The sequence below is a fragment of the Ensifer sp. EB106-05-01-XG146 genome, from assembly GCF_058791875.1.
The window spans coordinates 1,264,542-1,288,308 of sequence record NZ_JBYTDX010000001.1 but is presented as its reverse complement, the minus strand read 5'-3'; the positions used below and the strand labels follow the sequence as shown (position 1 = coordinate 1,288,308).

Genomic DNA, 23,767 nt, shown 5'->3' with positions numbered 1-23,767 from the left:
GAAGAACAATGAGCTACGACGACAACAACATTTTCGCCAGGATCCTGCGCGGTGAAATTCCCTCGCACCGCGTCTACGAGGACGACGCGACGATCGCCTTCATGGATGTCATGCCGCAGGCAGAAGGCCATCTGCTCGTGGTGCCGAAATCCCCTTCGCGCAACCTGCTCGACGCCGATGCAGCAACGCTGCCGGCGCTGATTGCCACCGTACAGAAGCTGGCTGTTGCCGCCAAGGAAGCTTTCGACGCCGATGGTGTGACGATCATGCAGTTCAACGAAGCACCGGCTGGACAATCGGTCTTCCACCTGCACTTCCACGTCATTCCGCGGCAAGCAGGCGTGCCGCTGAAGCCGCATTCCGGCACGATGGAAGACGGCGCCGTTCTGGCTGCCAATGCCGAAAAGGTTCGGCAGGCGCTCTGATCGCGCTCATACTATCCGCGCAGGAGCCAGGGAGCCGGCGACGCGCCGGCTCTTTAACCGACGGTCAGGTGAAAGCACCTCACCCGGCCTAAAAACCCAACCACCACAGGCCCAGCGCCAACGCGGCAATCGCTGACGCGATCCCGATCGCCGGCTTTCTTCCGAACAGGAAGAAGGCGGCCGCCCCGAGCGCGACGGCACCTGCGCGCAGCCAGAGCGGGGATTGTTCGAGTACGCCGGTCGGATAGAGGATAAGCTTGGCGATGACCGCTGCGACCAGCGCGGTGGCAACCGCCCTCACCCAGTTCAGCGCCTCGGAATCATCGCGCAGCCTGTTGCCTGTGATGACACCCAACCAGCGCCAGATGTCGGTCGCCAGCCAGCCGGCAATCGCGATAAAGACATAGGCCCACCAACCATCCTGCCAGGTCATGCTCCCACCTCCTTGCGGCGCCGCCAGAGGCGCTCGATGAGCCAGGCAAGCGTGCCGCCGACGAGGCCGGCGAGCAGGATGTCGAATTCCGGAAACAGCCAGTAGAACAGCGGCCCGCCTGCAAGACCAAAGAGCAACGCCACATAGACGACGGGATGGCGCGCCGAATGCCAGATCGAGGCGAGAAAGTAGACCGGCGTCAGGAAGAAAAGGCAGCCGGCAACGATCGGCGGGAAATCGGCGACGAAGTGGTAGACGACAGCGACGAGCAGCATGTTTGCCGCCACCAGCGTGATGCCGAAGCCCGCGAAAAAGGCGACGCGACGCTCGCGCGGCACGTGCGGCACCTTCTCCATCGCGAACACCCAGGCGGTGATCGCGACGAAATGCGACAGGAAGAGCAGAAGCCAAGTCGGCGTGCGCGACCCGCGCAGCTCCGGTATCAGCGCGGCGACCATCGGCATCAGCCGGACGGACGACAGCGAGACCGCGAGGAACGCGGTCGCGAGCCCGGCTCCGCTCATCATCGAACTGACGAGAATGACCTTGGCCGGAAGCGCCCAGACCATGCCGACCATGAAGACCACCTGCTCGACCGGGATGCCGGCCTGAGCCGTCAGCGAACAGAAGCCGACAAAGGACAACATCAGAATGAAGGCCGGCAGACTGAAAATGCCGCGCATGCCTTTCCCGAACCAGGCGAGCGAAGATTGCTCGTCTTCTTCTCTCTTCATCGGCGATTCCGGATTGTTTTCAACTCGAATACGACCACCCCGGATCGAATCGTCCGGGATCAGCATGACCGAATATAGGCTATCAGACCGGCACGCGGACGAAAAACCACGCAGGCTCTTCTCATTTCTTCTTTAAAGAAAAACGGTGCCGAATGGTTTGCATCCAGCACCGTCAAACGTGTCTTGCGGGGGCTACTTCTTGCGCGGCACCTTCGGCACCGTGCGGCCCTTTCTGGGAGCCGCGTCGCCCGCCCCGGCCTCGTCATCCGTTGACGCCTTGGCGGCAGCCTTCTTCGGCTTGGACTTCGGCGCAGGCTCGGCGCCCACCTCTTCCTTGTCCTCGGCCTTTTTCGGCTTGGCGGCCTTCATCGCCGGGCGGGATACTTCCGCCTTCGGCTTGATTGGCGTCGTCTCAGGAACGGCATCGAGCAGCAGGCCCTTGGTGCCATCGGCCTTCGTGCCGATCGTCACCTTGACGACCCCGCCCTTCTTCAGCTTGCCGAAGAGGATTTCATCGGCGAGCGGCTTCTTGATGTTTTCCTGGATGACACGCGACAGCGGTCGCGCGCCCATCTTCTCGTCGTAGCCCTTTTCGGCAAGCCAGGCGATCGCCTCCGGCGCGAGGTCGAAGGTGACGTTGCGCTCGGCAAGCTGGGTTTCAAGCTGCATGACGAACTTCTGAACCACCTGGTGGATAACCGGTGTCGGCAGCGAAGCAAACGGAATGACCGCATCCAGACGGTTGCGGAATTCCGGCGTGAACAGGCGGTTCAGCGCCTCTTCGTCTTCGCCCGTACGCTTGGAAGAACCGAAGCCGATGGCGGCCCGGGCCATTTCCGATGCGCCGGCATTGGTCGTCATGATCAGGATGACGTTGCGGAAGTCGATCTTCTTGCCGTTGTGATCCGTCAGCGAGCCATGGTCCATGACCTGCAGCAGGATGTTGAACAGGTCCGGATGCGCCTTCTCGATCTCGTCGAGCAGCAGCACGCAATGCGGGTGCTGATCGACGCCATCGGTCAAGAGGCCGCCCTGGTCGAAGCCGACATAGCCGGGAGGTGCACCGAGCAGGCGCGAAACCGTATGCCGCTCCATGTATTCCGACATGTCGAAGCGCAGGAGCTCGACGCCGAGCGAGGTCGCAAGCTGCTTGGCGACTTCCGTCTTGCCGACGCCGGTCGGGCCGGAGAAGACGTAGCAGCCGATCGGCTTGTTCGGTTCGCGCAGGCCGGCACGCGCCAGCTTGATCGACGAAGCGAGCGCCTCGATCGCCAGGTCCTGGCCGTAGACGACCGAGCGCAGCTCTCGCTCGAGATTGGCAAGCACGGCCTCGTCGTCCTTGGAGACGGTCTTCGGCGGGATGCGCGCCATCGTCGCGATCGTCGCCTCGATCTCCTTCTCGGTGATCAGCTTGCGGCGCTTGCTGGCGGGCAGAAGCATCTGTGCGGCACCGGATTCATCGATCACGTCGATCGCCTTGTCCGGCAGCTTGCGGTCGTTGATGTAGCGGGCCGAAAGCTCGACCGCGGCCTTGATCGCCTCGTTCGAGTATTTCAGGTGATGATATTCCTCGTAATAAGGCTTCAGCCCCTTCATGATCTCGATCGCGTCGGCAATCGTCGGCTCGTTCACGTCGATCTTCTGGAAACGGCGGACCAGCGCCCGATCCTTCTCGAAGAACTGGCGGTATTCCTTGTAGGTGGTCGAACCGATGCAGCGGATCGCGCCGGAGGAAAGCGCCGGCTTCAAAAGGTTGGATGCATCCATCGCGCCGCCGGACGTAGCTCCGGCGCCGATGACCGTATGGATCTCGTCGATGAAGAGCACGGCGCCCGGATAGTCCTCGAGCTCCTTGACGACCTGCTTCAACCGTTCTTCGAAATCGCCACGGTAGCGCGTGCCGGCAAGAAGCGTGCCCATGTCGAGCGAGAAGATCGTCGCATCCTGCAACGCTTCCGGCACCTTCTTTTCGATGATGCGCTTGGCAAGGCCTTCGGCGATCGCCGTCTTGCCGACGCCGGGGTCCCCGACATAGAGCGGATTGTTCTTCGAGCGGCGGCACAGCACCTGGATGGTGCGGTTCACCTCGGCGTGACGGCCGATCAGCGGGTCGATCTTGCCGGATTTCGCCTTCTCATTGAGGTTGACGCAATAGGCGGTCAGCGCGTCCTGCTGCTTCTTGGCGCTGGCCTCTTCGTTGTCGCGCGCGGGCTTCTGCTCGCTCTCATGATCGTCAGAGCCACGCACAGGACGGGACTCAGAGCTGCCGGGCCGCTTGCCGATGCCGTGCGAAATGAAGTTGACCGCGTCGTAGCGGGTCATCTCCTGCTCCTGCAGGAAATAGGCTGCGTGACTTTCGCGCTCGGCGAAGATCGCGACCAGCACGTTGGCGCCGGTCACTTCCTCGCGGCCGGACGATTGCACGTGGATCACCGCCCGCTGGATCACGCGCTGGAACCCGGCCGTCGGCTTGGAATCTTCGTCGTAGCCGGTCACGAGGTTCGACAGTTCGTTGTCGACGTAATCGGTTACGGTCTTGCGCAGCGTCTCAAGATTGACGTTGCAGGCGCCCATCACGGCCGCCGCGTCGGCATCGTCGATCAATGCCAGAAGCAGATGCTCGAGCGTAGCGTATTCGTGGTGGCGCTCGTTGGCAAAAGTCAGTGCCTGGTGCAGCGCCTTTTCGAGGCTGGGCGAAAATGTTGGCACGTTAGTTCCTCATTTCTTTTCCATGACGCATTGCAACGGATGCTGATGCTGCCGGGCGAAGTCCATCACCTGCGTCACCTTGGTTTCGGCGACCTCATAGGTGAAGACGCCGCACTCTCCCACACCGTGATTGTGGACGTGGAGCATGATGCGGGTCGCCTCTTCCGGGTTCTTTTGAAAGAAGCGCTCCAGAATATGGATGACGAATTCCATCGGCGTGTAATCGTCATTCAAAAGCAGAACACGATACAAACTTGGCTTCTTGGTCTTCGGCTTGGTACGCGTGATGACGGACGTGCTGCGGTTGTTGCCGTTCCCCTCATCATCGCTACCTTGCTGCATCCGGACCGGCATGGCGATCATTCTTGTCAGTTCCTTGTACAGTAGCGACCCATCGAACTCGGCCGCAGCCTGCTTGCCCTTTATCTAATGGTTCGTTTTCAGATTTTAAGACCGAACCAACACACTGCAATCATAATCGCACGTTGACCGGCAAGATTGATCAACTTTCTTTGGGCTGCGCACAGCTTATGCGAAAAACAAAAAGGCCGGTCGCAAGCGCTGCGACCGGCCTTTTTGTTGAGAAATTGTTTTAGCCGGTGATCAGGCTGCTGCAGCGGCGGCCTTAACTGCTGCCGTTGCCTTGGCAACTGGCGCTTCGTAGGGCTTGTAGGCGTCCTTGGCGAGGTCGGCATACATTTCGCCGATCTTCGTTGCTTCGGCGACAAAGCCTTCGTAGCTCGACTTCACGAAGTTGGTCTGCAGTTCGAAAGCAGCCTCGACGCTCTTGACGCTGGTCAGCTTTTCGACATGCGCGACGCTGTCCTCGAAGGACTTCTTCGAAAAGTCGGCAGCTTCGGTCGCGATAGCCTGGAGACCCTTGGTCCAAGCGGAATAGCTCTTCACAGCCACATCAATGGCTTCCTTGCTCTTCTTGTTTGCATCGTCGAAGTTGAACATCCGGTGTCTCCTTGGTGACGGCCTGATCTGGAGGCTTCAGTTTATGTGCACTGCACAAAAAGTCAAGACGAGTGTGCGATGCAATAAAATACAACAGATGCAACAACTTGATGAAATATCGCGGTCCGGCATGAAATTTCTTGCCGCGCTCGCTACAGCCGCAAGATAAGCACTAGCGAGCAATTGCCCAGCAAGACATCAACATCCCGCACAAAACAATAAACCCCGAAAATCCCATGGATTTTCGGGGTTTATACTGAAAGCGTCCGGCGTCGCGACTTAGAGGTCGATGTCGAGGATCGCCATGGAGAAGTTGTAGGAAAGCTCGCCGTCTTCCTCATCGCGGAAGACCACACCGAGGAACTCGTCACCGAGATAGACTTCAGCGGACTCGTCCTTCTTCGGGCGAGCCTTGACGACCATCTGCTGATTGAAGGTGCGCTTGAAGTAGGCTTCAAGCTTGCGGATTTCTTCGGGCTTCAAAACACGTCTCCGTAGCCGTTTAAACTGTGCGGCGCTTCTCGCACGCTGCATCGGCGGGTGTAAACCCCTCGAAAGAGGCTACACACCGGTTCCCGCATGTCAGATATCGAAGCTGGCAAGGATCTGGTCCATCTGGCGCGACGGCTCGGAACAGCCGGCCTCGCCCACGACCTTTGCCGGTACGCCGGCGACCGTCGACTTCGGCGGCACCGGTTTCAGCACGACCGAACCCGCAGCGACGCGCGAGCAGTGTCCGATATGGATATTGCCGAGGATCTTGGCGCCGGCGCCAATCAGCACACCGTCGGCGATCTTCGGGTGGCGATCGCTGCCTTCCTTGCCCGTGCCGCCGAGCGTCACGCCGTGCAGGATCGAGACGTTGTCACCAATGACCGCGGTCTCGCCGACGACAAGGCCGGTGGCATGATCAAGGAAAATGCCGCGGCCGATGCGGGCGGCGGGGTTGATGTCCGTCTGGAAGACGCTCGACGCCCGGCTCTGCAGGTAGAAGGCGAAATCCTTGCGGCCGCGCTTCAATAGCCAATGCGCCAGGCGATGCGTCTGGATCGCATGGAAGCCCTTGAAATAGAGCACCGGCTCGATGAAGCGGGTGCAGGCGGGGTCGCGGTCGTAGACGGCCTGGATGTCGACACGCAGAATGGTGCCCCATTCCGGCCAGTCCTCCAGCATCTCCGAGAAGGTCTGGCGCAAAAGGTTCGCCTGCAGATCCGGGTGATCCAGCCTTTCGCAGATGCGGTAGATCACGCTTTCTTCGAGAGAGTGCTGATTGACCACGGTGGAATAGAGGAAGGCCGCGAGCATTGGGTCTTGCTCGGCGGCAATCCGGGCTTCTTCGCGCAGGCTATTCCAGATCGGGTCCATCACTTGCAGCGCTTCTGCCTGGCGAAGTTCGGTCTTGGCGACCATCGTCGCTCTCCTTCCTTGTCCGTGCCTGCCACCACTATAGGGGAAATCAGGCGTGACTTAAATGGCGACTGGCGGCAATGACGATACGCTAGATGCGATCGATCTCTGCCAGAAATTCGAGCACCGCTTTCTTGAAAACCCGGTCGCCGACGGCGAGCATATGGTCGCGGCCCGGAATGTCGAGCGCACGCGCACGCGGCATCAGCGCTGCCAGTTCCTGCGCCGACCCGGCGATGTCATCGGTCGTCCCGACGCCAATCAGCGTCGGCTGCTCGATGCGCGCCATATCCTGTGCCGTCAGCAGATCCCGCGAGGTCGAGATACAGGCGGCAAGCGCCTGCCGGTCGCTCTTGGTCTGGTCGGCAAAGGCGCGGAACATGCGCCCGCGCGCATGGGTCACGTCGTCAAGCGACGGCGCCACCAGAGCGTCGGCAATCGGATCCCAATCTCCTACCCCCGACACCATGCCGATGCCGAGGCCGCCGAAGACCAGCGAGCGCACGCGGTCGGGATGCGCGAGCGCCAGGAAGGCCGAGATGCGAGCGCCCATCGAATAGCCCATGACATGGGCCTCGGCGATCCCGAGATGCCCAAGCAATGCGGCGGCGTCACCCGCCATCTGCTGAGGGTGGTAGAGTTCCGGGTCGTAGGGCTTGCTGCTCTTGCCATGGCCGCGATTGTCGAGCGCGATGACGCGGTAGCCGGCGTCACCCAGCGTCTTCAGCCAGCCCGGGAAAACCCAGTTGACGTTGGCGCTGGAGGCAAAGCCGTGAATGAGCAGAACGGGCGCGCCGGACGGGTCGCCCTCGTCGAAGAAGGCGATCTCCAGACCGTCATGATTGAAACGGGAAAACGGCGGCGGGGTGAGATCCATCTATTCATCCTTGGGCATATCGATCCCGCGCAACCTAGTTCGTCGCCTTGGCGGGCGAAACCCCGCACCGGCAAAAACCACAACTGCGGCAGCTTTGCCGCTACACATTTCCGGCAAAGCTGACTATGGTGCCGCCAAATTTGACCTTCAGACTTGCATTCATCGGAGCATGACATGGCCGGCCACAGCATCCCGCATTTCCAGAACGACGGCGGACATCAGGCAATCGAAATCGGCGTCAAGGAATTCATGTGCACCGGCGCATCCATTCCCTACGATCACCCGCACATCTTCATCGACATGGGTGACGACAACGAGAAGGTCTGCTCCTACTGCTCTACGCTCTATCGCTACAATCCGAAGCTGAAGGCGACCGAAACCAATCCCCCCGGCTGCCTCTTCGCCCATAAAGCCGCCTGATAAGCGACGATGTCGCGCCCCGTCGCGATCATCGGCGCCGGCATCGGCGGCCTCACGGCTGCCCTATGCCTTGCCCGGCGCGGCTTCGACGTCGATATCATCGAGCGGGCGACGGCACTGACCGAGGTCGGAGCCGGCCTGCAGCTCTCACCGAACGCCTCCCGCATCCTCATCGAGCTCGGCCTACTGACGCAGCTTGAGAGCGTATGGACGGAGCCCGAGCGCATCGGGCTCGTTGACGGCCGCTCTCTGCGCGCGCTTGCCAGCGTACCGGCCGGGACCTTCGCGCGCCGCCGCTGGCATGCGCCCTATGCCGTTCTCCACCGCGCCAGCCTTCAGAGAATCCTGTTTCAGGCTGTTCAATCCGAACCGCGCTGCCGTCTCCACCTCGGATGCCAGATCGACAAGCCCGGGGACCAGGCGATCGCGGCAGTGACAGGGCGCATGCCGGACGTCGTCATCGGCGCCGACGGCATCTGGTCGCGGCTGCGCGAGACTGTGCCCGCCGCCGGCCGTGTCCGGTTCTCGGGCAATATCGCCTGGCGCATGACGCTTGCAGGCGACGTTGCCGCGGGCGTGCTCAACCGCGGTGAGGTCACCGCCTTCCTCGGCCCGCGCGCCCACCTCGTTGCCTATCCTCTGCGGGAGGTCGGCGGTTTCAATCTCGTCGCCATCATCGAGGGCAAGGAGACCGACGCGATCTGGGTCGGCAAGGATTCGGACGCGCGGCGCCAGGATTGCCTCAACGCCTTTTCCGATTGGAGCCCAGGCATCCGCTCGCTTCTCGATAAGGCCGTGGCGCCCACCTACTGGCCGCTCTGCACCGTCGACGACGGCGCCTGGCATGATGGTCAAAATACAGTGCTGATCGGCGACGCGGCCCATGCGATGACGCCCTTTGCGGCGCAAGGTGCGGCCATGGCCGTCGAGGACGCATCCGCGCTTGCGGCTTGCCTGTCTGAAAACCTCAGCGTCGCGAATTCCTTGCGGAAATTCGAGGCGCTTCGCAGGCCACGCATCGCGCGCGTCCGCCGCCGTGCGGCCTTCAACCATTTCGCCTATCACGCCCGCGGCCCGGTGCGTATCGGCCGCGACATGGTATTGAAGCTCAAGGGGCCCGACGCGCTTGCAGCCGACCTCGACTGGCTCTACGGCTACGGCGCGCCGGAGCACTGAGAAGCGACGGCCATTCACCGCGATCCGTTCGATAAACTGCCGGCGCGCGAAAGATCTAGTCCAGAAAAGCAGAACGCCGCGGATGACCGCGGCGTCCGTCATTGCCTTCGTCAAACGGCGTTTGCCGCAGCCAGGCCCGCTTCGATGTCGCGCCGGATATCCGGCACGTCCTCAAGGCCGATCTGCAGGCGCAGAACCGGACCTTCGGTCGGCGCCAGCGCCACCTTGCGATCTCCGAGACCGACATGGAGCGCGAGGCTTTCGAAACCGCCCCAGGAATAGCCGAGCCCGAACAATCTCAGCGCATCGAGGAAGGCGTGCGCCTTGGCCTTGAAGCGGTCAGGGCTCTCCGCCTTCAGCACGAAGGAGAAGATGCCGCTCGCGCCGGTGAAATCGCGCTTCCAGAGCTCGTGGCCGGGGAAGCTCGGCAGCGCCGGATGCAGCACGCGGGCCACTTCGTCGCGTGTTTCCAGCCACTTCGCCAGTGTCAGTGCGCTCTCCTGGTGCCGTTCGAGGCGGATGCCCATGGTGCGAAGGCCACGCAGGATCTGGTAGCTGTCATCGGGCGAAACGCAGACGCCGAGCGTCACCATGGCCTCTGTCAGGGCCGGCCAGTGCTCGGCATTGGCCGAAACGGTACCGAAGAGCACGTCCGAATGGCCGGACGGATACTTGGTGGCCGCATGGATCGACACATCGACGCCATGGTCGAGCGGCTTGAAGTAGACGGGCGTCGCCCAGGTATTGTCCATGGTGACGATGCAGCCATGGCGATGGGCGGCATCGGCAATCGCGCGGATGTCCTGCATTTCGAAGGTGTTCGATCCCGGTGCTTCGGTGTGTACCAGGCGCGTGTTCGGGCGGATCAGGCTCTCGATCGCAGCGCCGATCATCGGATCGTAGTATTCGACCGTGACGCCAAGTCGCTTCAGCATCGTGTCGCAGAAATGGCGCGTCGGGAAGTAGACCGAATCGACGATCAAGGCGTGGTCGCCGGCCGAGAGATAGGCGAGGAACGGCACCGTGACCGCCGCCAGCCCCGACGGCACGAGGATCGTTCCGGCGGACCCTTCGAGTTCGTTGATCGCGTCGCAGAGCGCGTCCGTGGTCGGCGTTCCGCGCGTGCCGTAGGTGTACTTCTGCGCCCGCGTCTCCATGGTCTTGGCGTTCGGGAACAGCACCGTGGAGGCGTGCACGACCGGCGGATTGACGAAGCCGAAGTAATCGGAGGGGTTGTTGCCGCTATGGGCGAGACGCGTGTTGATGCCTGCCTTGCCGTTCACATTGCCACTGTCTGCCATTGCTCATTCCGCTTCTAGATTTCGAATGCAAAACTCTTCGAACGAGCCACAATCGCGGTCAAGTGGCAAAAATCATGAAGCGTCGTTTTGACCGTCGCGAGGCCACTTCTGGCGAATTTTCCGCCAGAGCGTGCTTCACACCCCCAAGATCTGCCTAACTTTCTGGCTTGTTTCGAGTTTTTCACATGCAAAACCAGAAAATCGGCGGCCTCTCTTGACCCTCATGGAAATTGAGCATGAGATAGCCGACACTCGCGCCAGGAGGGTGGCGGAGGCTCACCGCGCTAGGAGACGCGACGGTGCAGACTGGAACTAACGACAACAGAAAAAGGTTCTAAAAATGGCAAAAAGAATTCTGACAGCTCTCGTTGGCGCTGCTGTCATGGGGATTGGCACACAGGCGGCTTCGGGCGCTACTCTTGATGACGTCAAGGCCAAGGGCTTTGTCCAGTGCGGCGTGAACACCGGTCTCGCCGGCTTCGCTGCGCCGGATGCTTCGGGCAACTGGAGCGGATTCGACGTAGACTACTGCAAGGCAATCGCCGCCGCGATCTTCGCGGATGGCAGCAAGGTGAAGTACACCCCGACTTCCGCCAAGGAACGCTTCCCGGCGCTGCAGTCGGGCGAAGTCGACGTGCTTGCGCGTAACACCACCTGGACGATCAACCGCGACACCGCGCTCGGCTTCAACTTCCGCCCGGTCAACTACTATGACGGCCAAGGCTTCATGGTTCGCAAGGGCCTGAACGTCAAATCTGCGTTGGAGCTTTCGGGCGCCGCTGTCTGCGTGCAGACGGGCACCACCACCGAGCTCAACCTCGCCGACTACTTCAAGTCGAACAACCTGCAGTACAATCCGGTCGTTTTCGAAAAGCTTGAAGAAGTCAACGCCGCCTATGACGCCGGCCGTTGCGACGTCTACACGACCGACCAGTCCGGCCTTTATTCGCTGCGTCTGACGCTGTCGAAGCCAGACGATCACATGATCCTGCCGGAAATCATCTCGAAGGAGCCGCTCGGCCCGGCCGTGCGCCAGGGTGACGACCAGTGGTTCGATATCGTCAGCTGGGTTCACTACGCGCTGATCCAGGCTGAAGAGTTCGGCGTCACCCAGGCCAACGTCGAAGAAATGAAGAAGTCCACCAACCCTGACGTTCAGCGCTTCCTCGGCGTCGAAGCTGACTCGAAGATCGGCACCGACCTCGGCCTCACCAACGAATGGGCCGTGAACGTGATCAAGGCCGTCGGAAACTACGGCGAAGTCTTCGACCGCAACATCGGCGCCGGCAGCCCGCTCAAGATCGAGCGCGGCCTCAACGCGCTGTGGAACAAGGGCGGCATCCAGTACGCTCCGCCGGTCCGCTAAAGCGAACCGAAAATACCGGGGAAGCGGACAACCGCTTCCCCGTCCCAACGATAAAAACACCCAAAAGGGTGAAAAGGGGAAAGAGGCATTGCATGGCGATTGGCGTCACAACTACGCCTGAGAAATCGAAACCGTCGGGGTCGATCATCAACGACCCGCAGGTCCGCGGCATCTTTTATCAGGTTATTACCGTCGTCCTACTCGGGGCCTTCGTCTATTGGGTGGCCGACAACACGATCGAGAATCTCAAACGGGCGAACATCGCTTCCGGTTACGGCTTCCTCAATGGACGCGCCGGTTTTGACGTCGGGCAGTCGCTGATCGCCTATACCAGCGATTCCACCTATCAGCGCGCACTTGTCGTCGGCCTGCTCAACACATTGCTGGTCGCCGTCTGCGGTATTTTCACCGCCACCATCATCGGCTTTGCAGTCGGGATCGGCCGCCTGTCGCACAACTGGCTGATCGCCAAGCTGTCGCTCGCCTATGTCGAGATCTTCCGCAACATCCCGCCGCTGCTGGTCATCTTCTTCTGGTACAGCGGCGTCCTGGCGATCCTGCCGCAGCCGCGTGAATCGGCAGCACTGCCGCTCAACATGTTCCTCAACAACCGCGGCCTTGCCTTTCCCAAGCCGATCTTTGGCGACGGCTCGCTGTACACGGTTCTAGCCTTTGTCCTCGCGATCGTCGCCAGCTTCCTCCTGGCACGCTATGCGCGCAAGAAGCAGGAGGCCACCGGACAGCGTTTCCCGGTTCTTTGGGCGTCTCTCGGCCTGATCATCGGTCTGCCGTTGTTGGTCTTCCTTGCCACGGGATCGCCGATCACCTTCGACGTCCCCGTCGCCGGCAAATTCAACCTCACCGGCGGCTCGGTCATCGGACCAGAATTCCTGTCGCTGTTCCTGGCGCTCTCGTTCTACACGGCCGCCTTCATAGCCGAGATCGTGCGTGCCGGCATCCGCGGCGTATCCAAGGGGCAGACGGAAGCCGCGCACGCGCTCGGCGTACGCCCCGGCCTGACGACACGACTGGTGGTGGTTCCGCAAGCGCTCCGGATCATCATTCCGCCGCTCACCAGCCAGTATTTGAACCTTACCAAGAACTCGTCGCTCGCCGTTGCGATCGGTTACGCGGATCTTGTCGCAGTGGGTGGCACCATCCTCAACCAGACAGGACAATCGATCGAGATCGTCACGATCTGGATCGTCGTCTACCTGTCGCTGAGCCTTGCGACGTCGCTGTTCATGAACTGGTTCAATGCCCGCATGGCCCTGGTGGAGAGATAAGATCATGAACACACACCAGGCAACTTTTGTCCGTACCTCAATGATCGAAGGGTCCGCCCCGCCGGTCGCCGAAGGTGGCATCGTCCATTGGCTGCGCGAAAACCTGTTCGCGACGCCAAAGGATGCGGTGCTCACCATCGTCAGCCTGCTTGCGCTTGCGTGGCTCGTGCCTCCGGCCATCCAGTGGCTCTTCATCGACGCCGCCTGGACCGGTGGCGGCCGTGGCGTTTGCGCCACGGTTGCTCAAGGAGGCTCGCAGCCGGATGGCTGGAGCGGTGCGTGCTGGGCCTTCGTCAACGCAAAACTCGACCAATTCGCCTACGGCCGCTACCCGCTCGATGAGCGTTGGAGACCGACGCTGGTCGGCATCCTCTTCGTGCTTTTCCTCATTCCGATGTTGATCCCGAAGGCTCCCTTCAAGGGCATCAACGCCATCCTGCTCTTCGCCGTGCTGCCGATCATTTCCTTGATCCTACTTCCCGGCGGCTGGTTCGGACTGACCTACGTCGAGACGCCGCTCTGGGGCGGTCTGATGGTGACGCTCATCCTTTCGTTCGTCGGCATTGCCGTGTCGTTGCCACTCGGCATTCTTCTGGCACTGGGGCGGCGATCGCATATGCCTGTGATCAAGATGCTCTGCACCGCCTTCATCGAACTGGTGCGCGGCATCCCTCTGATTACCGTGCTCTTCATGGCGAGCGTCATGCTGCCACTGTTCCTGCCGCAGGGCGTCACCTTCGACAAGTTCCTGCGTGCACTGATCGGCGTGTCGTTCTTTGCCTCGGCCTACATGGCCGAAGTGGTGCGCGGCGGCCTCCAGGCTATCCCGAAGGGGCAGTATGAGGGCGCGGATTCCCTCGGCCTCAGCTTCTGGCAGAAGATGAACCTCATCGTGCTGCCACAGGCGCTGAAGCTCGTGATTCCGGGCATCGTCAACACCTTCATCGGCCTCTTCAAGGACACGTCACTGGTGTCGATCATCGGCATGTTCGATCTGCTCGGCATCGTCCGCTTCAACTTTACCGACGCCAACTGGGCCTCTTCGGTAACGCCGATCTCAGGGCTAATTTTCGCTGGCTTCATATTCTGGCTTTTCTGCTTTGGTATGTCGCGCTATTCAGGTTTCATGGAACGCGTGCTCGACACGGCCCATAAACGATAAAATGAGGGGAGGATCGCATGGCAAACGCAGCCACTGCTTCCAAAATGACCGTATCCGCAACGGATGTCGCAGTCGAAATCACTGGAATGAACAAGTGGTACGGGGACTTCCACGTCCTTCGTGACATCAACCTGAAGGTTATGAAGGGCGAGCGCATCGTCATTGCCGGCCCGTCGGGCTCCGGCAAGTCGACGATGATCCGCTGCATCAATCGCCTCGAAGAGCACCAGAAGGGCAAGATCGTCGTCGACGGCATCGAGCTCACCAACGATCTGAAGAAGATCGACGAAGTGCGCCGCGAAGTCGGCATGGTGTTTCAGCACTTCAACCTCTTCCCGCACCTGACGATCCTCGAAAACTGCACGCTTGCACCGATCTGGGTGCGCAAGATGCCGAAGAAGCAGGCAGAAGAAATCGCCATGCACTTCCTGAAGCGCGTCAAGATCCCCGAGCAGGCGAACAAGTATCCGGGCCAGCTTTCGGGCGGTCAGCAGCAGCGCGTAGCGATCGCCCGCTCGCTGTGCATGAAGCCGAAGATCCTGCTGTTCGATGAGCCGACCTCGGCGCTCGACCCGGAAATGGTCAAGGAAGTGCTCGACACCATGGTGTCGCTCGCCGAAGAAGGCATGACCATGCTGTGCGTGACCCACGAAATGGGCTTCGCCCGACAGGTCGCCAACCGCGTGATCTTCATGGACCAGGGCCAGATCGTCGAGCAGAACTCGCCGGCCGAGTTCTTCGACAATCCGCAGCACGAACGCACCAAGCTCTTCCTCAGCCAGATCCTGCACTAGGACCGGACGAGACGACACAAAAAGAAGCCCGCCTCATCGAGGCGGGTTTTTTTTCGTTCTGTCCGTTATCGATCCTACTCGACGCGATAGCGCAGGGTGCCGACTGACCAATGGATTCCGCGCGTGTCGAGATCTTCGGTCCAGTTCTTCTGCAGCCGCGCGATGATCTCGCTCAAGGTCTCGCGCGCATCGACCTCCACCTTGAGGCCCCGCGATATCGGCGCAAGATCGCTCAAGTCGACAGCATCGCTGACGACAAGCGCCACGAAAATGCCGTCGCCCTCGCCCGATGCCTCGAAATCGAAGCCGTAATATTCATCCGGCAAGGTCAGCGGCACGTCCGGCGCCAATGTCGTGATCTTTTGCGCGAACTCGTTCGGGAAAATCTGTGTTGCCTTGCCCTGGCTGTTGACGTCGAAAAGCAAGAGATTGCCGGCCGTGTGGCTGTTGACCGTCAGTTTGAAGACTTCGCCGGCCTTCATGGTGGTCGGCTTGTCGATAGAGAGCATGACATCGCCGGCTTCGCTCTTGCCGATGATATCACCGACGGCATCGATGTGGTTGACCGCCTGATAGCTCGGCACCGCTACGTTCGGAGTAATGGTATAAGCACCCTGCCCGCTGCCATCCGCATCGCGCTTTTCCGGCACCATCGCGCTGTCGCCGAGCGCCTCGGGTTTGCCTTCCAATTGCGGGTCGAGATTGCCGCATTGCTCCTGCAAGGCGCAGTAGGAGGCAGATTGCGCCTTTACATATCCAAGAAGCTCGGCGTTGCTCGTCAATCCGTTGCCATTGCCATCGGCAGCGTCGCCGGTCTGGCCGGCGACGAAGGCTGCGGTGAAAACTCCGTGCCGATCCGCTGTCGGTAGCCGGACATCGTCCCAGGCGACCTGATAGGGCGCCGCCGCACTCCAGGCGGTCACCCCGGCATCCACGAGCTTCGGCTTGTCGACGAGGGCAAGATCGATCCTAAGGCCGCGGGTCAGCGCTTGCTCGACCGGCTTGGCATCGGGACGCGGGAGAAAGCGGGCGCCGTCGATAGGCTTTGTGATGTCCTCGGACAGCGATCGGGAGATCGTGCCGGAGTGACAGGCGTCGATCACGACCGTCACAGCGCGCCCCTTCAGGCGCTCCAGCACCGCATCGATCTCGTCGTCGAGGACAGCGCCTTGCCAGTCCGTTTCACCGGCGGCAATGTCGGCAGGCGCAATCGCTTCATCCAGCCCATCCGCTTCGTCGCCATCCGCATCCTTCACCTGCAGGCCGTGGCCTGAAAAATAGAGATAGACGCGATCGCCGGGCTTCGTCGCATCGACAAGCCAGCCGTTCATGGATGACAGGATTTCAGCTCTGGTCGCCTGCCCGTCCTTCAGCACGCGGATCGAGGCACTGTCGAAGCCGAGCCGTTCCGTGAGGAGCCTTTGCATCGCCACCAGATCGTTCGCCGGTCCGGGCAGGGAAAACTCCGTCGGCAGGTTCTGATAGTTGCCGACCCCGATCAGCAAAGCCCGATCTCCGGCGACCGCAGGCGCAGCCAGCAGCATGAAACACGCAAGGGCGTGAAGGAACGACAGCCCCGATCTGGCGCCCATGCTCATTGGCCCTGGCCTCTCGTGTAAAGCGGTTGAACTGCGATCGTACTCTCACTCCCCTCCAGGCGCGTTTCGAGCAAGCGTAGCAGGGCCGCCGCGTCGAGGTTCGAATTGGCAAAGGCGGCCGCGATCGCGTCGACAGGCGCATTGGTCGCGATGACGACCAGATGGTCCGCACCGAAGGGCTTGACCACCTCCAGGTCACGCAGCTTGAAGGCATGGCTTTCGCTGCCGGCAATCTGCACGTCGAGCAGTTGCGCTTCGCCGGTATTGGCGAGGTTAAAGACCAGCATGTTGGCATAGCCGCCCTGCGGCGCCTCGACGTTCAGGCGGTCGCCGGCAAAATAAATGTCCTTGACGGGCTTCAGCGAAACGGCTCCCGGGCTCTGCGCCGCAAGCGCTTTCAGAAAATCCACCAGGATGAATTTGTCGACCGCGCCCTGGAGCCTTTCGGGCGCGACATGTTCCGCGGCGACGTCCCCGTTCGGCGTATAGAAGACACCGGATGCCGCCTCCCACCGGTAGGGCACGCCATCGCCACCGATATTGGCAAGATCAGGCATGTCACCGACGACGCTCAATGGCAACTTGCCCGTCCATCCGGTTTCGCGCGGCGACTTCAGTGCATGCTTCGTGCCGCTCACTGTTGGCGCCACGCCGACCTTGGCGCTGCGCGGCAGGGACAGCACGATTTCCTTGTCGGAGCGCGCCAGTTGCGGCGTGAAGTTCGGCACCTGCAGGGCTTCCGACTGCAGCTTGACGTTGGAAAACACGTAGTCTTCGAGTTCGACCCGCGAAATCCGCCCGTCGCCATCGCGATCGGCGGCGCCTTCCAATGCACGGGCAAAACTCCAGCTCAGGGCGCCGCGGGGCTCGCCGCCGATCACGACTTCCGGCGTCGGCTGGCTTTCGAGCGATGCGGCGAGGATCGTCACCTGCGACAGCTCCACGTCCCTCACCTTGGCGCCGGACAGCGCCTCCTTGGATGGCGGCGGCAGCTTGGCGCGCACCATCGGCGCCAGCCGCGTCTTGCCGGAGATCGAGCGGTTCATGCCGCCTGAATAACAGCTGTCGGAGACGAACAGGACATGAATGCCCTTGGCTTCCGCCTCCGCGAACCAGGCGCTGAGCTCGTTGTCGACGATGATTTCGCTCGCCGTCTTCTCAGCACGCGCCCGGTCGAAGCCCGGCAACTCCAGGAATTCGTCGAGCCCGTCCTCCTCACTGCCGGCGACCAGCTCCGGCATCTGCGCACCGTGCCCGGCATAGGTGAAGACGATCGTATCGCCGCGCTCAGCGGCCGCCACAAGCTCGCCCCAGGCCGCACGGATTGCATCCTTGGTCGCCTGTTCGTTGATGAGTTGGCGGATCGGGGCGACATCCGCCGCCTTCAGCGCCTGCGTGACGTCTTGCGCATCGCGGACGGCACCATCGAGGCTTACTTCGTGCGGATACTTGTCCACCCCGACGACCAGCGCCGAGGTCGAGGCCATCGCCGGGGCCGCCGGCAATGCGAGCAAGCTCATCGCAAGCAGGGTTCTGCACAGCACTGTCATTTCCCCACATCCACATCCACGCGCCGGTCGAGCTGGTGCAACATCTCCTCGCTATAAGCGGTCGGATCATCCGGCTTGAACGGCTCCTCCTCGCCCTTGCCGATCACGGTCCACATGCCGGGATAGCCGGCATCGACGAGGTAATGCGCCAGTGCCTCGGCGCGAGCGATCGACAATGCCTTGTTCGCCTCGGGCGTACCGACCGGATCGGTGTGACCGATCAGCGTAATCGCGGCCGGCTTTGCGGACTTCAGGCACTCGAACAGATCCCTGGCCGACTCGAGACCTTCGGGCGTAAACTCGGCCGTTCCGAAGACGTAGCGCACCGGCGTCGCCTTCTTCCGGATCGAGACACCACGATAGGAGAACTTGCAGGCGCCGCGCGCAGCGAGCTTGACCGGCTTGGTTGCAGCGAGCCGCATTTCCGAAGCCAGGCGGTCCAGCCGTTCGATATAGGCCTTGTCCGGCGCCATCCAATCGGGCGTCAGTTCCTCGTTTGCCGCATCTTCCAGCGCTTGCTGATAGGAGGTCGCCGCGGCGTCGTAATCCTTGCGCTCGCGCTTGATGTCGCCGAGCGCATCGAGGATCTGCCAGGGGCCGCCGGCGTCGCGGCTTGCGGCCGTCAGTTCCGCTTCGAAGGTTTCAAGCTTCGCGCCTTGCCCCACTGCCGCTGCAACCCGGTTGAAGGTTGCGAGCGCCGCGATGCGCCGGGTGAGCGCGATCTCGGTCGCCGAGCAACCCTTCATGTTTACGGGATCGGCCGCCACCTTAGTGCCGGCCTCGTCGGCGCGGTTCAGCGCCTCGGAGGCCAGGCGAAGACCGTCGCAGGCCATGACCGGCGCGGTGAAGACCGCCAGAACCGCCGAAGCGAGGAGAAATGCTCGTAGCTGAACCATGACTCGACCATCAATCCTTGATCTCGAACGTCACCATCTGAACACTGCTGGCACCCGCGTCACCCTGCGCCCGCTTGGCCAGGTTGATCGCGAGTCCCCGTGTCGGCGGCAACCGCGACGTCGCGACATATTGGCGTGCCTTCTCCACCGTCAGCTTCTGGTCACCGAGCCCGCCGGCACGGCAGAAGGCCAGCATCGTTTCGGCGGGCGCAGGTGTGTCGAAGGTGAGCGTGCCCGTGCCCGGCTGCGGGATCAGGCGCCGCTCGCCCGGCTTAAGCGTGGTGTCGCCGATCATCACGTCCGGGATGACCTCGACGTTGCCGTTCTCCTCGACATAGAGGATTTGCAGCTCGCAGGCCTGGTTGGCGCTGAGTTCGAAGGAAAGTTCGTCGCCAACCTTCGCCGTCGTCGACTTCACGTTTAGGGCCAGCTCGAGCTTGTGGCCAGTCCCCGCATCCTCCTTGCGATAGTCCGGCACGGCGGCTGCGATCGACTGCGGCCTGTCGTCCACCATCGGCTCGGAACCGGCAATGACGATCGCCGTCGTGTCGAGCGGACGGCGCTGGGTTAGCGGCGCCATCAGCAATGCATATTGCTGCTCGACCTCGTTGCGCGGAATGGTTCCGCCCGCTTCCAGCGTCGTCACCCAGTCGAGCCCGAGGCGCAGGACATCGGTGTTCGTCACCCGCTTGATCGCTTCTGAGAATTGCTTGGGCGTCATGTCAAACTCGGCCGCCAGGGCATCGAAGTCGAGCTCGTCTTCGTACTTGTCGGCAAAGTAGGTGATGAGCTCCGCCTCGCCCGGCGCATGCTTGCTCTGGAGGCCCCCATCAGGCGTCGGCTCGGTGATGCCGAGCACCTTCAACGCGTTGACGAAGCGCTCGCGGTCCTTGCGATAGGTTTCGTCCAGTTCCTCCTGCTTCACATACATGGCAAGCAGCACGTCCTGTTGGTCCTTGCTGAACAGCGTCGACGTCTCGATCTGCTCGCGCAGCTGATCGCGTTTCGAAAGGATGCCATCGGCGTGGCAATCGACACAGGATCGCGCGTTGATGATCTCGACGCCCTTGCCGATCGGGCGCTTGCGGAAGGACACGATGGTGGTCGGCCCGACATCAAGCTGCTTTCCTGCTGACGTCGAGAGGTAGTAGCCCTGCAGCCCGTTCGGCAACGAGAAGATCATTTCGCCGCCGTCGTGCTCGAAGGGCACGAGGCCCGCGTCGAGCGGTGCCAATTCCCGAGGCCCGTGCGGGAAGCGCTTCAGCACCTGCTTGCCGACGTCGCCGCCGAAATCATAGGACTTCCAGTAGTAGCCGCCGAACGGCATATCGTGCCGTTCGAGCATGCGGTTGTGGTCGGAAACCCCGGACGAGCCGTCGGCGAATCCGGCCCGCAACACATCGCGCCTGCGAATGTTGCCGGCCACGTCGATCTTGAAGCGCTTTTCGAGTTCGGCGATCTCGGTCGGCAACTTCATCAGCCGGTTGTAGATCTCCGGCCGCGCGCCGTTGCTCATGAACCAGTCGACCCGCATGATCGGCAGTTGCGTCGCCGTTTCATTCGAAAGGGCCGAAAGCGACGCGTCGCTCTCGGGATCAATCCCATAGAAATAGCGCTTGATCAGGAAGTCATAGTCCGCCGCGTCCCATTGCAGTTCGCGCAGATCGACGCGCACCAGCAAGCCATTGGTGCCGTCGACCTCTGTCGGAAGTACCAGCTTTGGCCCGTAGGACAGCGAATTCAGCAGCTTCTTGAAGCCGCCGGCAAGCAGGTCCATGCGCTTCATGAAGGTCTGGTCGTCCTCGCAGCCCATCATGCCGTTGTACTGGTCGCGATAGGAAAAGTAGCGCATGTAGGGGCGGTCGAGGGCACTGACCGTCTCGATGTCCTTCAGCGCCGCATCGACGAACTGGCCATAACCCAACATCGGGCGGGCGCGCGCCGGTTTTGCGGCCACCGTCTGCGGCAGGCTCTTTTCGTTCAGTGCGTTGATCCAGTCCTCCAGCACCTTGATCTCTTCGGCAGAGGGGCGCTTGCCAAGCGGCATGCGGCCGCTGACGACAGTCGCGTAGAGCCGTGACTTCGAGGCATCTCCGGGGGTCACGAAGTTTGCGTCGGCGGCAATCGAGGCGAGTTCGCCCGCCGGGTAGCTCCCCTGCGAACTCTCGCCCGGCCCGTGACAGTTGCGGCAGTATCTGCCGATGAAGGCATCTGCCTGCTGCGCCAGCGCCGCATTGCCGCCGCCCAGCGCTTCAGTCGCCGTATTCTCCTTGCAGACGGCCGTGACCGACTGCGCCACCGGCGCGGGGGCCTTCACTTCACGATCGGCAAGGAAGGCATAGATCGCGCGGCGATCGTCGTCAGAAAGAACGCTCAGTCCCTTGGCTATACGCCGCATCACCGGATCGCTGATCGGCGCGCCCGAGAGCTTCTTGCCTTCCTCAATCAGGCCCCTGGTGAAAACGTCGGGCGAGGCAAGACCGGCCATCTTCGTCTTGCTGATGTCGGGCGCGACCGCGCCGCTCAAATCCTTTTCGCCCTCATAGGCGCGCTCCAGGTCGAGCCCATAGGTCGTGGTGCGCGGTGTGTGGCAATCGCCACAGCCGCCGACATTCTCGACCAGATAGCGGCCGCGCTCGGCTTGCGTCTCCTCGCGCGGCTGATAGGCCGGCACCGTGAAGTGGCTGCGCTTCCAGAGCGTGATCGTCGTCTGGCGACTGAACGGAAAAGCAATCTCATCCTCTTTCGACACCGCATCCGCCTGGGGTAACGTCTCGATATAGGCTTTGATGTCGAGCGCATCCTCCGGCTTCATGCCGCCATAGGAGGTGTAGGGCATAACCGGATAGAGGTTGTTGCCCTCGCGATCGAGACCGACCAGAACCGCATTCAGAAACTGCGCATTGGTCCAGCCGCCGATGCCATTGGCGTGCGGCGAAATGTTCGGCGCATAGAAGGTGCCGATCGCCGTCTTCATCTCCATGCCGCCGGAGAGCAGTTCGGTGTTGTCGCCGGAGCCGTGGCAGGCGCCGCAGCCTGCGGCGTAGAACATGTATTTGCCGTTGTCGACATTGGCCTTGTAGGTGGAGAAGGCATCCTCAGAGAAGGCATCGCGCGCCGAGGCACCAGCGGGACAGAGCGAGACTGCGACCAGCGCCGCAAATGAAACGGCCCAATATCCGTGGCCAAGACTGGACAATGACGAGGCGCCTTCTCGCTTTCTCTGCAGACCGCGCATGAAACCCACTCCCTAAAACAATAGAATCGCTACTGAAATCCGCTGCACTATCGAAACTGAAATCGCTCGAATTCAACCCGCTTCGGCCGCTTGCCGAGATCTTTCAGGCCCTTGACGATCGCCTCCCTGAGAGGTGGCGGGCCGCAAAACCAGAGATCGGCTTCCGCCGGATCGATCGCGCTGCCGTTCGCGAGTTTGGCCGCATCCAGGCGCCCGTCCACGGAGGAATCGTGCAGGACAAAAGTGAAGTTGCCGAGCTTTCCGGCCTGCCCCTCGAAGGTCTCCAGCCCGATCGCCTCGCGCCGGTCGCGCACGCAATAGACCATGTGGATGTCCTGCCCCTCGTCGCCATTGAGATGCCGCGCCATCGCCAGGAACGGTGTAACGCCGATGCCGCCGGCGAGCCAGATCTGCTTCTTGCCGCCACGGCGGTGGTTGAAGCGGCCATAGCCACCCTCGAGCTTCAACCGGTCGCCGACAGCGATTCCGTCGCGCAGGGCCTGGGTGTAGTCGCCAAGCGGCTTGATCGCGAAGCGCACGACCCCGTCGGGCTCGATACCAGCGATCGTAAACGGATGCGGCTCGCGCAGCCCAGGCTTCAGCACCCGCAGAAAACCGAATTGCCCGGGCTTGGCGCGCAAGGCACGGCGCAGCGGCCGCGCCGCAATCACCGTCGCCCCGTCCTCCCGGGCGACATCGAAGACTTCGTAGCCGCGGGTTCTGACCCAGGGCAGCAGCTGGGTATAGGCGTAGCTCAGGATGCCAAGTGCTGCGAAGGCGTTGAGGTAGACCGCCAGAAGCGCGGTACCGTCATAGGGGCGCTTGATGAACATCTGGTGGAAGGCGACCATCACGAACAGCAGGCCGATGAAGCGGTGCGTGTAGCGCCACAGATGGTAGGGGATCTCGATCTTCGTCCGCGGTATGATCTTGACGATACTGAGAACGAGCAGCACGACGAAACCGTAGAAGGCATATTTGCCGGCGGAAGCAGCAAGCTGGTTCAGACCGCTCGTCAGCGCCAGGCCCTTGAAGTCTGGTTTCAGGAAATAGTGCACGAGGATGAGGCACAGCACCGAGATGCCTATCCTGCGATGAAAATGATAGACACGGTCGAGCCCCCCGAAGAGAGCCTCGACGAACGGCGGGCGCGCGGCCATGAACTGTGCGACCGCCATGCCGACAAAGGCCGCCGACGACGCCATCAGCGAAAATGTCGTCAATGCATTGGTGTGACTGACTGCGGCTACGGCCAGCAGCGCCGCAAATGCCATCAAGGACCAGACCAGAAACGCGCCCACTTGCATCTTGCGCCCCTCAACGCCGATGGCTGACGGTTGTTGCCTTGCCTTGTGCCTGTTGCCTTCGCCCCCTAGCGACCAAGGAAACATGCAACCAGGTTCTTGCCGCAACGGCCCACGCGCCTCTTTCACGC

Annotated in this window: 21 protein-coding genes; 7 read left to right on the top strand and 14 right to left on the bottom strand. The window is 61.8% G+C overall.

The genetic code is table 11. The annotated features are described in order from the left end of the window. The first annotated feature begins 8 nt into the window (after positions 1-8). The gene (locus AC3WVQ_RS06270) at positions 9-425 is read left to right on the top strand and encodes an HIT family protein (protein ID WP_090295669.1); all 417 of its coding nucleotides are present in this window, start codon (positions 9-11) and stop codon (positions 423-425) included. 88 nt (positions 426-513) lie between these two features. Here AC3WVQ_RS06270 and AC3WVQ_RS06265 read toward each other — a convergent pair whose 3' ends face one another. The 8 genes from AC3WVQ_RS06265 to AC3WVQ_RS06230 form a co-directional block, all read right to left on the bottom strand. After that, positions 514-858, bottom strand: a complete 345-nt coding sequence (locus tag AC3WVQ_RS06265; protein ID WP_034796719.1) for an AzlD domain-containing protein — start codon at positions 856-858, stop codon at positions 514-516. Then, positions 855-1,592 (bottom strand): AzlC family ABC transporter permease, encoded by a 738-nt coding sequence (locus tag AC3WVQ_RS06260; RefSeq protein ID WP_060607501.1) that lies wholly within the window; start codon positions 1,590-1,592, stop codon positions 855-857. The genes AC3WVQ_RS06265 and AC3WVQ_RS06260 overlap by 4 nt, the downstream gene beginning before the upstream one ends. A gap of 192 nt (positions 1,593-1,784) precedes the next feature. Continuing rightward, positions 1,785-4,301 (bottom strand): ATP-dependent Clp protease ATP-binding subunit ClpA, encoded by a 2,517-nt coding sequence (gene clpA, locus AC3WVQ_RS06255; protein WP_034796722.1) that lies wholly within the window; start codon positions 4,299-4,301, stop codon positions 1,785-1,787. A gap of 9 nt (positions 4,302-4,310) precedes the next feature. After that, positions 4,311-4,664, bottom strand: a complete 354-nt coding sequence (gene clpS, locus AC3WVQ_RS06250) for an ATP-dependent Clp protease adapter ClpS (RefSeq protein WP_043622145.1) — start codon at positions 4,662-4,664, stop codon at positions 4,311-4,313. 240 nt (positions 4,665-4,904) lie between these two features. Then, complete coding sequence (locus AC3WVQ_RS06245; protein WP_034796735.1) at positions 4,905-5,261, bottom strand: phasin family protein; 357 nt, start codon at positions 5,259-5,261, stop codon at positions 4,905-4,907. Between the two features lie 279 nt (positions 5,262-5,540). Next, the gene (locus AC3WVQ_RS06240) at positions 5,541-5,744 is read right to left on the bottom strand and encodes a DUF3126 family protein (protein WP_034796738.1); all 204 of its coding nucleotides are present in this window, start codon (positions 5,742-5,744) and stop codon (positions 5,541-5,543) included. A gap of 99 nt (positions 5,745-5,843) precedes the next feature. Further along, complete coding sequence (gene cysE / locus AC3WVQ_RS06235) at positions 5,844-6,671, bottom strand: serine O-acetyltransferase (RefSeq protein WP_034796741.1); 828 nt, start codon at positions 6,669-6,671, stop codon at positions 5,844-5,846. A gap of 88 nt (positions 6,672-6,759) precedes the next feature. Further along, entirely contained in the window at positions 6,760-7,545 is a 786-nt protein-coding gene (locus AC3WVQ_RS06230) for an alpha/beta fold hydrolase (protein ID WP_034796743.1), read from the bottom strand. Between the two features lie 174 nt (positions 7,546-7,719). Here AC3WVQ_RS06230 and AC3WVQ_RS06225 point away from each other — a divergent pair, with 174 nt between their 5' ends. Then, positions 7,720-7,965 (top strand): zinc-finger domain-containing protein, encoded by a 246-nt coding sequence (locus AC3WVQ_RS06225; RefSeq protein ID WP_057255736.1) that lies wholly within the window; start codon positions 7,720-7,722, stop codon positions 7,963-7,965. A gap of 9 nt (positions 7,966-7,974) precedes the next feature. Then, positions 7,975-9,141, top strand: coding sequence for an FAD-dependent monooxygenase (locus AC3WVQ_RS06220; protein WP_090295674.1), 1,167 nt, complete (start codon positions 7,975-7,977; stop codon positions 9,139-9,141). Positions 9,142-9,251: 110 nt separating this feature from the next. Here the strand turns inward: AC3WVQ_RS06220 and AC3WVQ_RS06215 are convergent, their stop codons facing one another. Beyond that, positions 9,252-10,442, bottom strand: coding sequence for a cystathionine beta-lyase (locus tag AC3WVQ_RS06215; protein ID WP_060585308.1), 1,191 nt, complete (start codon positions 10,440-10,442; stop codon positions 9,252-9,254). Between the two features lie 340 nt (positions 10,443-10,782). Here AC3WVQ_RS06215 and AC3WVQ_RS06210 point away from each other — a divergent pair, with 340 nt between their 5' ends. The 4 genes from AC3WVQ_RS06210 to AC3WVQ_RS06195 all read left to right on the top strand — a co-directional run bounded on the left by AC3WVQ_RS06210 (position 10,783) and on the right by AC3WVQ_RS06195 (position 15,050). Next, positions 10,783-11,808 carry an amino acid ABC transporter substrate-binding protein gene (locus tag AC3WVQ_RS06210; protein WP_034796750.1) on the top strand — a complete coding sequence of 342 codons (1,026 nt, stop codon included), beginning with the start codon at positions 10,783-10,785 and terminating at the stop codon, positions 11,806-11,808. A 92-nt stretch (positions 11,809-11,900) separates the two neighbouring features. After that, positions 11,901-13,094, top strand: coding sequence for an amino acid ABC transporter permease (locus AC3WVQ_RS06205; protein WP_060585310.1), 1,194 nt, complete (start codon positions 11,901-11,903; stop codon positions 13,092-13,094). 4 nt (positions 13,095-13,098) lie between these two features. Continuing rightward, positions 13,099-14,256 carry an amino acid ABC transporter permease gene (locus AC3WVQ_RS06200; protein ID WP_034796753.1) on the top strand — a complete coding sequence of 386 codons (1,158 nt, stop codon included), beginning with the start codon at positions 13,099-13,101 and terminating at the stop codon, positions 14,254-14,256. Between the two features lie 17 nt (positions 14,257-14,273). Beyond that, positions 14,274-15,050, top strand: a complete 777-nt coding sequence (locus AC3WVQ_RS06195; protein WP_064816988.1) for an amino acid ABC transporter ATP-binding protein — start codon at positions 14,274-14,276, stop codon at positions 15,048-15,050. Between the two features lie 74 nt (positions 15,051-15,124). On the opposite strand, the gene AC3WVQ_RS06190 is transcribed toward AC3WVQ_RS06195, so the two are convergent. The 5 genes from AC3WVQ_RS06190 to AC3WVQ_RS06170 are packed head-to-tail and all read right to left on the bottom strand — an operon-like array spanning position 15,125 to position 23,639. Further along, positions 15,125-16,642 carry a caspase family protein gene (locus AC3WVQ_RS06190; protein WP_162731874.1) on the bottom strand — a complete coding sequence of 506 codons (1,518 nt, stop codon included), beginning with the start codon at positions 16,640-16,642 and terminating at the stop codon, positions 15,125-15,127. Between the two features lie 2 nt (positions 16,643-16,644). After that, positions 16,645-18,192, bottom strand: a complete 1,548-nt coding sequence (locus tag AC3WVQ_RS06185; RefSeq protein WP_181432595.1) for a caspase family protein — start codon at positions 18,190-18,192, stop codon at positions 16,645-16,647. A gap of 2 nt (positions 18,193-18,194) precedes the next feature. Next, positions 18,195-19,094 carry an OmpA family protein gene (locus AC3WVQ_RS06180; protein ID WP_110818972.1) on the bottom strand — a complete coding sequence of 300 codons (900 nt, stop codon included), beginning with the start codon at positions 19,092-19,094 and terminating at the stop codon, positions 18,195-18,197. 10 nt (positions 19,095-19,104) lie between these two features. Beyond that, positions 19,105-22,332 (bottom strand): c-type cytochrome, encoded by a 3,228-nt coding sequence (locus tag AC3WVQ_RS06175; RefSeq protein ID WP_110818973.1) that lies wholly within the window; start codon positions 22,330-22,332, stop codon positions 19,105-19,107. A 47-nt stretch (positions 22,333-22,379) separates the two neighbouring features. Further along, positions 22,380-23,639 (bottom strand): ferredoxin reductase family protein, encoded by a 1,260-nt coding sequence (locus AC3WVQ_RS06170; RefSeq protein WP_090295686.1) that lies wholly within the window; start codon positions 23,637-23,639, stop codon positions 22,380-22,382. Between the last annotated feature and the right edge of the window lie 128 nt (positions 23,640-23,767).